The organism is Novosphingobium subterraneum (assembly GCF_000807925.1).
GTDB lineage: Bacteria > Pseudomonadota > Alphaproteobacteria > Sphingomonadales > Sphingomonadaceae > Novosphingobium > Novosphingobium subterraneum.
Window position 1 is genome coordinate 1 of the sequence record NZ_JRVC01000035.1, and the last position, 13,230, is coordinate 13,230.

At 58.9% G+C, this 13,230-nt stretch carries 10 protein-coding genes and 3 pseudogenes; 8 read left to right on the plus strand and 5 right to left on the minus strand.

Features of this window, described 5'->3' with window-relative positions:
- Positions 1-78: 78 nt before the first annotated feature.
- Positions 79-652, plus strand: a pseudogene (locus NJ75_RS22255) (IS110 family RNA-guided transposase); the annotation flags it as partial.
- Between the two features lie 244 nt (positions 653-896).
- On the opposite strand, the pseudogene NJ75_RS22260 reads toward NJ75_RS22255, so the two are convergent.
- The 3 genes and pseudogenes from NJ75_RS22260 to NJ75_RS24645 form a co-directional block, all read right to left on the minus strand.
- Positions 897-1,277 (minus strand): annotated as a pseudogene (locus NJ75_RS22260) (transposase); the annotation flags it as partial.
- A gap of 3 nt (positions 1,278-1,280) precedes the next feature.
- Positions 1,281-2,582: an IS701 family transposase gene (locus tag NJ75_RS22265; RefSeq protein WP_039338481.1), complete on the minus strand. Its 1,302-nt coding sequence runs from the start codon at positions 2,580-2,582 to the stop codon at positions 1,281-1,283.
- 435 nt (positions 2,583-3,017) lie between these two features.
- Positions 3,018-3,242 (minus strand): annotated as a pseudogene (locus NJ75_RS24645) (tyrosine-type recombinase/integrase); the annotation flags it as partial.
- Between the two features lie 143 nt (positions 3,243-3,385).
- Here NJ75_RS24645 and NJ75_RS22275 point away from each other — a divergent pair.
- From NJ75_RS22275 to NJ75_RS22290, 4 genes are all read left to right on the plus strand, one after another.
- The gene (locus NJ75_RS22275; RefSeq protein ID WP_039338483.1) at positions 3,386-3,631 is read left to right on the plus strand and encodes a type II toxin-antitoxin system ParD family antitoxin; all 246 of its coding nucleotides are present in this window, start codon (positions 3,386-3,388) and stop codon (positions 3,629-3,631) included.
- A 2-nt stretch (positions 3,632-3,633) separates the two neighbouring features.
- Positions 3,634-3,936 (plus strand): type II toxin-antitoxin system RelE/ParE family toxin, encoded by a 303-nt coding sequence (locus NJ75_RS22280; protein WP_039338485.1) that lies wholly within the window; start codon positions 3,634-3,636, stop codon positions 3,934-3,936.
- 349 nt (positions 3,937-4,285) lie between these two features.
- On the plus strand, positions 4,286-5,614 hold the full coding sequence (locus NJ75_RS22285; RefSeq protein ID WP_039338487.1) for a TrkH family potassium uptake protein: 1,329 nt from the start codon (positions 4,286-4,288) through the stop codon (positions 5,612-5,614).
- Positions 5,604-6,263 (plus strand): potassium channel family protein, encoded by a 660-nt coding sequence (locus tag NJ75_RS22290; protein ID WP_039338489.1) that lies wholly within the window; start codon positions 5,604-5,606, stop codon positions 6,261-6,263. The genes NJ75_RS22285 and NJ75_RS22290 overlap by 11 nt, the downstream gene beginning before the upstream one ends.
- A 438-nt stretch (positions 6,264-6,701) precedes the next feature.
- On the opposite strand, the gene NJ75_RS22295 is transcribed toward NJ75_RS22290, so the two are convergent.
- Both NJ75_RS22295 and NJ75_RS22300 read right to left on the minus strand, forming a co-directional pair.
- Positions 6,702-7,895: a PepSY-associated TM helix domain-containing protein gene (locus NJ75_RS22295; RefSeq protein WP_330217067.1), complete on the minus strand. Its 1,194-nt coding sequence runs from the start codon at positions 7,893-7,895 to the stop codon at positions 6,702-6,704.
- Positions 7,804-9,966: a TonB-dependent receptor gene (locus NJ75_RS22300; protein WP_039338490.1), complete on the minus strand. Its 2,163-nt coding sequence runs from the start codon at positions 9,964-9,966 to the stop codon at positions 7,804-7,806. Before NJ75_RS22300 ends, NJ75_RS22295 begins: the two co-directional genes overlap by 92 nt.
- A 195-nt stretch (positions 9,967-10,161) precedes the next feature.
- Here NJ75_RS22300 and NJ75_RS22305 point away from each other — a divergent pair, with 195 nt between their 5' ends.
- From NJ75_RS22305 to NJ75_RS22315, 3 genes are all read left to right on the plus strand, one after another.
- Complete coding sequence (locus NJ75_RS22305) at positions 10,162-11,094, plus strand: sensor histidine kinase (protein ID WP_039338491.1); 933 nt, start codon at positions 10,162-10,164, stop codon at positions 11,092-11,094.
- A gap of 313 nt (positions 11,095-11,407) precedes the next feature.
- On the plus strand, positions 11,408-11,746 hold the full coding sequence (locus NJ75_RS24650) for a hypothetical protein (protein WP_062780544.1): 339 nt from the start codon (positions 11,408-11,410) through the stop codon (positions 11,744-11,746).
- A gap of 355 nt (positions 11,747-12,101) precedes the next feature.
- A complete protein-coding gene (locus tag NJ75_RS22315) occupies positions 12,102-13,193 on the plus strand; it encodes an MBL fold metallo-hydrolase (protein WP_156135945.1) in 1,092 nt (363 codons plus the stop codon).
- Positions 13,194-13,230: the final 37 nt, after the last annotated feature.

The window sequence follows — 13,230 nt, forward strand, 5'->3', positions numbered from 1 at the left end:
GTCACCTGCGCGCGATCAAATCGGAACGCTGCGCGGCATCAGATCGGAATACATGCGCGCCATCGTCGGAATCCGCAGCAAGGATGCGCAAAGCTGGCCGTCAAGCTTGCTGAGTTGCTCGATGGAGACGAGCCGTTGCTTGGCCACTGCATCCATTCGGCTAGTCAACGACATGCGGCAGCGCTGGACCGCGCTCGACGAACGGATCGCCGATCTCGATGCGGAGTTCACCGAAGCGGTGCGGACAGATGAGCGAACACGGTGCTTGCTGACGATATCCGGGATCGGTGCGCTTAATGCAACCGCACTTGTGGCAGCGGTGGGTGATGCGCGGACTTTCGGGCGTGGCCGGGACCTTGCCGCATGGTTGGGCTTGGTGCCCCGACAGGAGACGACGGGAGGTAAGCCGCGACTGCTAGGAATTACCAAGCGTGGTAGCCGCTATCTGCGCAAGATCCTGATCCAGGGCGCGCGCTCGTCGTTACCCACCATAAGCGAGAGCGACACGCGGCTCGGAGCTTGGCTACGCAGCTTGCTGTCGCGCTCCCATGCTAACACTGTCGTGGTAGCCCTGGCCGCCAAGATGGCGCGCATTGTCTGGGCGCTGTTGCGTCATGAACGTACCTACAATACGCTCGCCCAAGCGGCTTGAAGGAGATCCGCTGATGCACTGCGCACCAGCTGGGTGATGTCTGCGGAAGGTGAGTGACAGACGGCCTGACAGTCGACCGGTGTCTTGTAACCCTATGGCGTAAAATGGCACTCGATGCCGGGCCCTATATGAGGACCAGGGTGCGCGGATCTCCATCTTGGCCAACGACCTCGTGTCGAAAGGCCGGATACGTTTTCGCAGACTGCTTAGATCATCCGACACAAACCGCTTGCCGACAGGGCGGGCCATCTGTTTTTACCCCAAGGTTGGAAGCCGTGCGGTGGGCCTTGAGATAGGTCGCATCGATCATGACGGTCTGGGGTTCGGCCTTCTGGGCAGACAGACCCTCCATCGTCCTGCCAAATACGCCCATCTCGCCCCACCGTTCCCAGCGGTTATACAATGTCTTGTGTGGCCCGTATTCCCTAGGCGCTTCACGCCAGCGCAGCCCGTTGCGGTTGACGAAGATGATCCCGCTCAGCACGCGCCGGTCATCGACCCGGGGGCTTCCCGTGGCTCTTGGGAAAGAGGGCGAAAGACGCACCATCTGCTCGTTCGTCAGCCAATCAATGGGTCCTAAGCCTAACACTACTTTGGCAGATTTCTGCGGATCATTCGTCGCCATCGTTTACGGCAGTGCGGGCATGTTGGCGGCGGAGGCTGGCTGAGTTGGGTCAGGATTGCCTGCCTGATGGCAGGCAAGGTCGGCTGCGGCGGCGGGCTCGAGCTTCTTTTTTTTCCGACCCGCTGCCCTGAGGCGACGGGCTTGCAGGAAGGCGAACGCGATCATGCTCATGAGGGTGTGTCGGTGAAGTCCCTGCCACGATCGTCCCTCGAAGTGATCGAGGCCGAGCTCTTCCTTCAGCTGTTGATGGGCTTGCTCGCAGACCCAGCGGGCCTTGATGGCGCCGGCCAGCTTCCTGAGCGGTGTGTCGACGGGCAGATTGCTGAGGTAGTATTTGCGTTCGCCGGTGGAGCGGTGCTCGCCGACCAGCCATACCTCTTCGCCGGGAAGATGCTGCTGGCCGAGATCACCGATCCGCTGCGGCGGGCCGTCTGCTACCCGCACGCGCATGGCAGCAAAGCGCGCCGACAGCTTGCCCTTGGTGCCGCGCCGCCAGCTCACGGTCTGCCACTTGGCGCTCTCGAGCACTTCTTGGGCGGGACGCGAAGCAACGTCAGGCACATAATTCTTGCGTGGCCGTCCGCGGCCAGCAACCGGGAAGATCATGGCAACATCGGCCGGATAGACCTTCTGCTTGTAAGGTATGCCCACTGCCCAGGTCAGACCGCGCTCGGTCAGTGCCTGCCGGAACGGGCCGGACAGGCCATAGCCAGCGTCGGCCAATATGCCGCCGAAGCGCACACCAGCGCTGCGCACGCGGTCGATCTCGGCAAGGGCGATATCGGGCTTGGTGCGATAGGCGCGCACCTCTGCAGGAACCTTGGCACGGTCCATCCGCGCCGCATTGCTGGTCCAGCTCTCAGGCAGGAACAGGCGCAAGCCGATCATGACCGGCACTTCGTTCGATGCCAGCGTCACCGACACGAGGGTCTGGCAGTTTGCGTTCTTGCCCAGCGCCGAGGCATATTGCGGCGCCACGCCGACCGACGCACGCCCCTTCTTGGGCAAAGCCGTGTCATCGATGATCAGCCAGGCAGCGCTGCCACCTACAAGTGCATCGGCCTGCCGACAGAGTTCCTCCTCCAATGGCGCGCTGTCCCACAGGGCACCCCCGATAAAATGGTGCAGCTGATCGTAGCCAATCCCCGGCGAACGCATCGCCATCGGCTGCACGCTTTTGCGGTCACCAGGGCCGATCAACCCCTCGACATATGCCGGACACATCCGCGCCCTGCGCCGATCGCCCAACATCCCCACAAAGGGCGCGAGCCACTCCGTCAGCTCATCCCGCCATGCTTCCACCATCGCCAGCCTCCACACGCTGACGATCTTGAATCACGATAAGCGACTCTTGTGAATCTCAAAAATGCACTTCTGCCAAAGTAGTGCTAAGATGCCATCGCGCCGCATGGGTAGGATAACGTCGGGCGCCCACGTCACTTGCTTAAGCGGACCCGTGCCGGACGAGAGCAATTTGCAAGGCGTAATCTTGCGTCGCAAGAGATAGCCGACATGATGGGAAGCGGCAGGACAGATTACACGGCAGCGTCTCACCACTTGCGGCCCGGAGACCGTCTTCAATCAACTGGCCCAACAGCGGTTGCAATCATTGCCGATAGCTCAGCCAAGTGAGCGGCAGATTTTGGTAATGAACCTGTCGCTGAACCCGCTATGCGGAAATGGCCGGAAAGTCCCAAGCCGTCAAAGTTGGCTCCCCGCATACAGTGAAGAGCCACTTGTTCAAATTTGGGTGTTCTCGGCTAGGACCAGCGCGTCTTCCACATCTATCCCGAGATAGCGCACCGTATTTTCGATCTTGCTATGGCCTAACAAAATCTGAACGGCACGCAGGTTGCCGGTCGCGCGGTAAATGATCGACGTCTTCGTCCTGCGCAGCGAGTGGATGCCATATTCGCTTGGCATCAGCCCCACCCCGGTCACCCATTGACCGACAAGCGGGGCATATTAGCGGGCGCTGATATAGCCCAAGGAGGAATGCTGCGAGGCGGCGGCTGCATAATGGCCCGGTTCTTGGGGGATAGGCCATAGCCGAGCGACAATTGACAATCTTTGCCAATCTTTGCTATTTGAGGGTTGAGGAGGTTGCCATGGCCACGATGAACATCTCTCTGCCCGATCCAATGAAGCAATGGGTGGAAGCTCAAGCTGGCACCGGTCGGTACAGCAATGCCAGCGACTATGTGCGCGATCTTATCCGTCGTGACCAAGAACGCGCTGACAAGATTTCCGCTATGCAGCGCCTTGTCGATGAAGCCCGAGCCGGCGGCCTGAGTGATGAGACGATGGCGGACATCCGGGCGCGAGCGATCAGCCAGGCAGGCTTGCAAGCCTGACCGTGCCTCGCTTCCGCCTAACGCGCGCCGCAGCCGACGATCTGACAGCCATATTTCTCGAAGGCATCGAGCAGTTTGGCTTGGCGCAGGCTGACGCCTATCACGAAGGGCTGAGCGCGATTTTCGCGTTTCTCGCAGACTATCCCCATGCTGCGCGCTTGCGAGAGGAAATCTCGCCGCCTGTCCGCGGGCATACCTACAAGGCCCATCTGGTGATTTATGATGTAGGAAATGAGGGCGAGGTCATCATACTACGCATCCGGCATAGTCGGGAAGATTGGACATCATCGAATTACGACGTTTAACCATGACAAGGTCGGCACTGGGCCAATCCTCAGAACTCCTCACCCTACTTGGCATTTCTCCTGCCGATCAGACCCAGTCACGCGGATTGGCGACGTGGAACGTCGGGTCTAATTTTAAAGCCGTGCATCGCAGTGGCCTACGTGGAAGGTTAGCGAAGTGCTCCTAATCCCGATTGCGAAGGTCCTTCGCCGCACTTGTCAAATTCGGTCTTTTGACTGCTGCATTGATGTCGGCATTTGACATCACATTGCAGGGCACTGCATCATTGCCAATGTGGAGCTGCTGTCGGTGCAACATCAGGCTTAACGCACTGTTGCCTACAGCGTCGTGGTTCGGCAATCAAAGTCGATGAAGATGTTGCGCAATCCGATCCGGCTGGTGCCAAGCCTGTTCCTGCTCGCCATCGCCATTGGCACGGTTCTACTGAGCCTGCCCATAGCCACCGCTGACGGGAGCCGCGCGCCGTTCCTTACCGCGCTGTTTACTTCCACATCAGCTGTGGGAGTGACCGGATTGGTGCTGGTTGACACCGGCACTTACTGGTCGGCGTTCGGGCAGGCAGCGATCCTGCTTATGTTCCAAATCGGCGGGCTCGGGATAATGACTGCGGCAACCCTGTTTGGCCTTATCGCCGGGCGTGGATTTAGTTTGCGCGATCGTATCACGACACAGGTCGAGCGTAGCCAGCTGGAGACCGGAGACGCGCTCTCTGTCCTCAAGCTGGTGTTTTCCATTATGATTGCAGTCGAGGCCGCGGTGGCCGTCATTCTAGCCGTTCGCATGGGGGCGAGCTACGGGATGAGCGCGGGCACCGCCTTGTGGAACGGCGTGTTCCACTCGGCCAGCGCCTTCAACAATGCAGGCTTTTCGACCAACGCCGACAGTTTGATGGGTTATCAATCCGACCCTGTGATCCTGATGCCGGTCATGCTGGCGGTGATCCTGACTGCGCTGGGTTTTCCGGTGATGCAGGATTTGCGGGACAAGCGGCTGCAATGGCGGCGCTGGTCGCTGCATTCCAAGGCGACTGTCTACGGCACCGCAGCGCTGCTGGTGCTGGGCTTCGTCGCGCTCCTCGCAATGGAATGGGGCAATCCTGCCACGCTCGGCCCGATGGGCATTGGCGACAAGCTGCTCAACGCCGCGTTTCAGTCGGTCATGCCCCGCACTGCGGGCTTTAACAGCGTAGACGTCGGCGCGTTTCGTGACGAAACGCTGCTGGTAAGTTACCTTTTGATGTTCATCGGCGGCGGCAGCGCCGGGACTGCCGGCGGGATCAAGGTGACGACCTTTGTCGTGCTGTTCGCCATCGTGCTGTCGGAGGTGCTGGGACGGCGAGATGCAGGGCTATTCAACCGCCGCTTCGGAAAAGAGGTCGAAAGACAGGCACTGACAGTGACGGTGTTGGCGGCCACCCTTGTTTTCGCGGCGACGACCTATATCGCCTCGATCACCAGCCTTGCCTTGCCGGACATCCTGTTCGAATGCATCTCGGCCTTCTCGACCGTAGGGCTGTCCACTGGCATCACTGCTGACCTCCCACCAAGCGCGCAGGTGGTCATTGTCTTGTTGATGTTCATTGGCCGAGTTGGAACCATCACGGTTGCAACAGCGCTCGCGGTAGGGCGACCGTCGCGGCCCTATCGCTATCCCAAGGAGAATCTCATTGTCGGCTAGCAAGCGTAAACCAGTTCTCGTTGTGGGATTGGGTCGGTTTGGCGGCGCAGTCGCCGGGACGCTGAGCAAGATGGGCACCGAAGTGCTTGGTATCGACAGCAACCGGCAGAAAGTGCAGCAATATGCTGCTGATCTGACCAAGGTAGTCGAGGTAGACTGCACTGACGGTTACGTTCTGCGGCAACTGGGCGTGGCCGACTTCGAGGCCGCGGTGGTTGCCATTGGTTCTGACATCGAAGCCAGCGTATTGACTGTGCTGGCACTGTCGGAACTGGGTCTGACCAATATCTGGGCCAAGGCAAATAATGATCGCCATGCCCGCATCCTCGAGCGGATCGGAGCGACCCATGTGGTGTTCCCGGAGCAGCGGATGGGTGAGCGGGTCGCGCACCTGCTCAACGAACGGTTGCTCGATTTCATTGCCTTTGGCGACGAATTCGCAATCGCCCGACTGTGTGCGCCCGAGCCGATCGTCGGCCTGCCACTGGAGATGAGTGCCTGCCGTAGAAAATACGACGTAACTGTCGTGGGCGTGAAACGTGCGGGTAAGGCTTTCATCCACGCCGTCCCCGACACACTGATCTTCCCGGACGATGAACTGGTAGTATCGGGTAAGATTAAAGATATTGAGCGCTTCGCTGCAATTTGATCCCGTGGAGCCCAGTTAATCAAAATCGGTATCGTATAGGTCATTAGCGAATTTGGGGTCGGTTACAGAATAGCAGAGTTCACCAAATTAAGACAATTCCCTCGTTTCCGGTTAGGGCCAGGTTGCGATGACAACTCCTGCCCAGAGGTGCGGTCAACGAGATTTCGGCGACAAACTCGGCACTTAATCCGCGGACTAAGAATGACCGAAAAGTCCCAAGCCAAGGTCTTCTCGCCGTTGCTGAAACGGGCTGAACGAAAGGCGGGAAGCGATGACGCTAGATTGAACCGCGAACGTCCGGGTATAAGGCGGCCGCGGCCTTCACCGGATGGCTACCTTTAGGGTCGGTATCGCGGCGCTGTGATTGATGTCGGCCACGCTGTGGAGTGGGGCGTGTTAACTTTCTTTGCCTTGCTCTGGCTAGCTGTGGCAATTTTGCTACCGCTCCGGGCCGCCACGAGCCCGTCGAGGCAATGGCCGCGATGCTGCTTGCCTTTGCTTCTTGCAAAACCAGAAGCTCCACACTGAAAACGATCCAAGCATTGCGAGGGCCAGACCGACGGCTGTGAGGAGCAGCCGATAGACAAGTCCTCCAACCTTTCCCGCATGGATGGGATAGGCCATGTTAAAGGCCTGTGTGCCCACTTGCATCCTGGTTGCATCTCGGCTGCCCAGTAGACGTCCGTCAGCGGGATCAAACCACAGCATGGTACGGCCATTTGGCAACCATTCGGCCGATTGCTTCATGCGAATGGTGACCGGATCCCCCGGCTTTTTCGGTACCGCAAGGATGCGCAATTCGGCAGTCGGGAAGGCATCGTGCGCGGCGCTGATGATCGCCTGCCAATCGAGATGAGGCGCAAGCGGCTCGACCGCGAATTTCGGAGCTTTGAGATCGGCTTCGATTGCTGCCGGAAAAGTAAGCGGCGCCAGCACGGCACCGGCGACCGGGCGAAAGATCATCATCGTGCCGGTGAGCGCCAAGAGCAGCAGCAGGGGGGCGGCAATTATCCCAAGGTCGCGGTGCTGCATCCGGATGGCCGGGCCGGTCATGCGTGATGGCCAAAGCCGGAACCTGAAGGTGCGCCGCGTGCGCCACCACAGTATCGTTCCAGTCACGGCAAAAACGATAGCGGCAAGCCCGGCGACGCCCACGACTGTTTCGCCGACATCGCCGGTGAACAAGTGATGGTGCAAGTCAAACAGCCACAGTTCGGGTCGCTCCCACAGGCTCGACCAACGGGCGATGACTTCACCGCGCTGTGTGGCATAGAGGCCGTGCGCCCCTTCCCGTAACTGCACCAAGCCGAAACGGTCGCTGGCGAAAACGAGACTTTCGCCCCCCTTCGCACCGCCCAGCAGCTGTTCTGCGAGCCGGCCGAGCTGCGAGGGATCCGTTACCCGTACGTCCGACGCATGGGGTAGGCCGATCCACTCTTCCTTGTGAACTAGGATCGCACCGCTCAGGCCCAAGATCGTGAGGATCAGCCCCAGCAATCCACCGCACCAGCGATGCAACAGGTCCAGCAGCTTGATCATCCTAGAAGCGGTAGTCCCAGCCCAGCGTGAAGCTGCGGCCTCGACCCGCAAAATAGAAAGTGTTGTCCGTCGGCCTCTGCGTATCGCTCGCATAGGTAATGTATTGCCGGTCGAACAGGTTCTGAACGCTCAGCGTCAGCGCCCCGATGCCTGTCTGGTACCGGACGCTGGCATCGGTCAGCGTATAACCGCCGAAATCGTTTCGAGGATCTCGTACCAGCCCCCTGAACTTGCGCGAGAAGTAGACCTGGGTCTGGACGCGCGCCGAGAGCGGCCCCTTGGCATAGCTTGCGGCAAGATTGAGTCGGTCCGGCGAAATGTTGGCACCATCGAGATCGGTATCGACGACGTCGTCACCATTGCTGTCGAAGCGTCCCGAAAGATGAGCATAGCCGGTACTGAGCTTCAGACCTTCAATCGGCGTCATGACCGAGAGATTGATCTCGATGCCCTCGATTTTTACACGCTGGCGCTGCACATCGAAGATGCCATCTGGACGGGCGATGAGCAGCTGGCCCTTGTCCGAGGACGACCAGAAATACGTGGCCGATGCATCAAGTGGTCCACGCTTGATCTCGATGCCAAGCTCGCGATTGTTCGAAACGATCGGGCTGATGTCGAGAAAGGTATCGATATCGACCCCGGAACGGTTCACCGCGCGAGTGATGCGACCGACGTCGGGCACCGTGTATCCTTCGGCGTAGCTGGCATAGGCGCGAATGCCTGGCACCGGTTCGACGATTACGCCACCATTGAGCAACGTATCGGAAAAACGCGGACTGCCGCCGGCGACCTTCACACGATTTGACGTGGCAAGGGTGGTGTAGTCATTGATGGTGATGCGCACATCTTCATACCGCACCCCGGCAGCAAATCGCAGAACCTTGTCAAACAGGGCGAGGTTGGCTTGGGCGAACGGGGCGAGGCTACGGAAGTCGGTTGGCGGCACCCAGACCCGGTCGGTGGCAATCAGGCGCTGCTCGGTCTTGTCCCAGAGCGCATCGATGCCGACAATGGTCGTCAGCGCCTCAAGGCCGGGGACCGAGCGCTCGTAGCTGATCTTGCCACCATACTTGCGTGAACGGTTCTGCGACTGGTCGAAGAGCGTTCCGACAGGCGCAATGAGCGGGTCCTGGAAGGTTGCTACCGGAGCAATCTCTCCACCGAAGGTGTCGCGACTACGGTTCCAGAACACTTGCGTAATCAGATTGCCGCCCCACAGCGCACTGTCAGTCAACGAAAGGGCAACGCTTTCGGTGCGGTTGGCTGCTGGCACGCCTGGGGGCGTCCCGATCACGGCGCTGGTTGGCAGGTCCCTGAGGCGATCGCCGTTGGCTGCGACATAATCGCCATCGCTCTTGAGTTCGAAGCGGCTGGCGATGAGGTCAAGGCGTGCGCTGTCGCTCAGTGCGTAGCCAAAGCGTCCGAACAGTGAGAGTGTGGCGGTGTCCTGCGTTTCGCCTTGCGTCAGGTTGATGCCGACGCGGCGATCCTCCGCGTCGTAGAAGACGCCTCGGCGTTCGTATGCAGCACCAACGGAGGCGTCGAAGCGCTCGCTCTTGTATTGGACCAGACCCGCGGTCTTGCCGCCAATGCTATCACTCTCAAATCCATCGGCAGCGGTTCCTTGGATCAGAGCGCGACCGCTGATCCCGTCCTGCCTGGGGGCGCCGACGGTAACCTGGTTGACGATGCCGCCGGTGCCACCAATCCCTTGGAGCGCGTTCGACCCGAAGATCAGTTCGACCCGATCGATGAAGAATGCGTCGATCGTGAAGCCGTCGCGACTGCCGTCGCGAAGTGGCGTCGACTGCGGGATACCGTTGATTGCATAGAGCGGAGAGCGACCGCGCAACGTCTCTCCAGCACCTGAAAGCTTCTGCCGCGTTGGCGAAAATGAGGGCGTGAGCGTGGCTACGGCATCTGTCACTGACCCTGATATCGCCACCTGCTGGTCGAGGTCCTCTTTGCCAATCACGTCAACGGTCAAGGGTAGGGCGTTCGCTGGCAAGATTGATCGCGCCGCAGAGACGATGATCTCATCTGAACTCTCTGCTTGGGTCGCGGAATACTCAGGCTTTGTGGCTTGCTGAGCAAATACAGGAGCGCTCGACAAGCAGGCTGCAGTTGACAGGAGGAGAACGTAGGTTGCGGAATTGGACAAGGGGCTGACCTCGGAATCTGGACGCAGAGCCGGCTAGCAACCTTCCGATGCTAATGCAAGCTATTCGCAATAACACGTCAACATATTGAGTTTTTCGGCTTTCGGATCCGACAACTGTGTAAAATCGGTCTCAGTCGCACCAAGGTTGACAAGCAATCGAGAAGGTCCACTAGTGACCTAGATTGGGGATAAGAGTTGCGCCGCAGTGGTTTCATCCGAAGCCTGACCAAGTCGCGCCCGTTTTGGGTCAAGGCGGCGATGCTTGTCCTGACTTTGTCAGCCGCAACGCTCATCCGCTGGTATATCGATCGAGGCAGGTCCGGCGCGCCCTTTGCGCTCTACTATCCCCTGGTCATATTGGTCGCTGTAGCGTTCGGCGGCCGATGGGCTGTCGTCGCTGGCGCGTTGTCCAGCTTCTTGTCGGTTGTCCTGTTCTTCGACCCGGCTTTTACGCTCCGGGCTTCAATACCCGATCTGGTTATTCTTGGTCTTTATGCCTTTGGCTGCACGCTTATCGCCTTTTTCGGGCACCTACTAAGAGCGACGATGCGCGAAGCCGACGAGAATGCTGCTGCCTTGAAGAGCATCAATCGCGAACTGCATCATCGCTCGCGCAACGTTGCAACAGTGGTGCGTGCCCTGCTGCATCGTGCAAGGAAATCCCAACCGCAAAGCATCCAACTCGACCAGTTCGAGGCTCAGCTAACGGCTTTGTTTGCGGCTAACGAAATACTGAAGTTCGGCATGGCTAAGTCATGCGATCTCAAGGCTCTGGCGCAGGCGGTGCTGCGGCCATTCCCAATCCAGCAAATCAAGTTACTTGGACCGGCTTACGAGGTCCAAGAGCAGGTCGTTACGCGTCTCGCCATGATCCTGCACGAACTGGCCACAAATGCTGTCAAGTATGGGGCCCTGAGCGACGAAGGCGGTCAAGTGGCGATCACCTGGGCCGACAAGAATGGGTTATTGCAGATTGTCTGGCAGGAAACAGGGGGGCCGCCGGTACAACAGCCCTCTCGCGAAGGGCTGGGCTCCTATCTTCTGAGGCCGGGAGGAGGTCTAAAGGCGGCAAAAGCAAGCTATGACCCTGAAGGGCTTACTTGCCATATGGTATTTGCCGCCCAGTAAAGGAAGTCGATCGTCCAGAATAGCAATAAGGAGTGACGAGGAATTCAGCCTACCTCGACATTGACGCTGTCCAACTCACTCGTGATCTTCGAGCTAACTAGGCCGCGTGGACGCATTTGAGCCCGCACGTGGTAGTGGCGTTATGGATTGCCCCGAGGAAGCTACGCCTCGTTTGGGTCGACGTTGACGATGCAATCACCACTGGCAGAGCGGACGAGAATTAGGCGTCGGAGATTGAGGCCTGCGAGCAATCGGCTGGCACGAAAAGCGATGAACGGATGGCAGAAATCAATTTTCTAAAACCGACCTTGGAATGACCGGGTTGAAAGGCGAGCGCAGCTATTACGAAATCCTTGAACTAATCGAATTCCTTGAATCCCCCATCCGCGAAAAAGCCGCGCGTAATGCAGCCATCAAGCTTTCGAATGATGATTTTGGAATCGTCGCGGTCCAAAGAGTAAAGTGGCACGCCCTTGCGCGGCCGGAGTGTAATGCCGGGTTTGCACAGACGATCTGCAACGCGGACGAGCGCTTCAGTGCTGCGCCTGACATTGGCCATGACCTGGTCAGGAGAGGGCCGCGGGCCTGTCACAGTGACGTTCCCGCGCCTCACCGTCACCAAGTCATCGAAATCCGACGAGGCGTCTTTTAAGGGAGGGTGCTCACCCTGGTCAGACCGCGCTGCGTCCATGTTTTTCCGCTTCACCTTGCTCCCATGCTAACTCTTGCTGATTAACAGTTCTAGCGACATTTCAGGCCAATCGAAAACTCCATCCCTTGCGCGCTTCGCAAGATGCACAGCCAGTCACACAGTACGGGCGCGGCTAACGTTCCCGGATGAATGGATGGCCGTTTACGGCATCGTGCATGTTTGATGAGAATGGCAAATTTTAAGGCGGCCTCGGCCAAGAAACTCAGCTAAAGCCGAGCTGTAAGTTTCAGCAAAAGCGGGCGCTCAGCATGTGTGGCCCGAACGCCCAGGTCTGGTCGTCGGCCGCAACCTGCTCGTGAACACTCCCACTCCCGACCCGCCAATCGGCAATGAAGAGTTGCTCATTCCGCGGACTATGATACTAAAAAGAACCTTCATTCTAATTCATTGGGCTTTGGGGATGTCTCTCGTCCACAAGATTGCATTGCTGGTTGGAGCGCTTGTTTGCTCAGTTGCGAATACCAAGGCTCAGGAGAATGCGCTTGGGCAATGGGTGACGCTAGGTACTAGTGGTGGTCCTCCCGTCCATGTCGAGCGCTCGCAAATCGCCAATGCTCTTGTGGTTGGCGATGCGATCTATCTGTTTGATGCAGGAGACGGGGTGCGCCGCCAGATGGCCTTCGCCGGTCTACCCGAAGCACGGATCAAGGCGATCTTCCTGTCCCACCACCACCCTGACCACAACGCGGACGTCGGTCCGGTGATGATTTCGCACCAGACCTTTGGCTCGGGGGTGATGTCCGTCATCGGTCCCGAGGGGACTTCAACGCTCGTTGCGGGACTCGTTCAAGCCAACCAGCCGACAGAGCTTGCTTCCTTTCCTACCGGCGGCCCGAAACGGCCGAGCGTGGCTCAGTCGGTTCATGCCATTGAAACAGGTTCTCCGGCTGTGCCAGTGGTCGTCTTCCGCGATGAAAACATTGAAGTCGAGGCGATTGGTGTGCCTCACTTTCAGGTAGCGCCGTCAGTGGCGCTGCCGCGAATGCCCCAAGCTGTTGCTTACCGCATCAGGGTAGGTGGAAAAATCATCGCATACTCAGGCGACAGTGGTCCGACCGATCAACTCGTGGCTGTTGCGAGAGACGCGGACCTCTTCGTAACCGAGGTCGTCGAACCCGCTGCAATCGCCCGACAACTCTCTGCCCTGATGGTTGGAGCCCCCGCAGCCGCCAGAGAGTCCATCATAAATGGCATGACGCATAATCACCTAGTCCCCGGCGAGATTGGCCGCATCGCCCAGGCTGCGAAAGTGAAAAAGGTCGTGTTGACCCACTTCGTGCCGTCCCCCGAAGCAGTGGACAACATCGAAAATTTCACGCGCGACATCCACCGCCAGTTCAACGGCGACGTTGTGTTGGCCAATGACCTTGATCGTTTTACTCCCTGAACGTGACTCTGAGATCGACCTAGCCAGGTTTTTCCGT

Bases quoted from the DNA above. Each gene is read 5' to 3' on its own strand.
- NJ75_RS22285 (WP_039338487.1), top strand. From the start codon at position 4,286: ATGAAGATGTTGCGCAATCCGATCCGGCTGGTGCCAAGCCTGTTCCTG.
- NJ75_RS22265 (WP_039338481.1), bottom strand. From the start codon at position 2,582: ATGGTGGAAGCATGGCGGGATGAGCTGACGGAGTGGCTCGCGCCCTTT.
- NJ75_RS22275 (WP_039338483.1), top strand. From the start codon at position 3,386: ATGGCCACGATGAACATCTCTCTGCCCGATCCAATGAAGCAATGGGTG.
- NJ75_RS22295 (WP_330217067.1), bottom strand. From the start codon at position 7,895: ATGCGAGCGATACGCAGAGGCCGACGGACAACACTTTCTATTTTGCGG.
- NJ75_RS24650 (WP_062780544.1), top strand. From the start codon at position 11,408: ATGACCGGGTTGAAAGGCGAGCGCAGCTATTACGAAATCCTTGAACTA.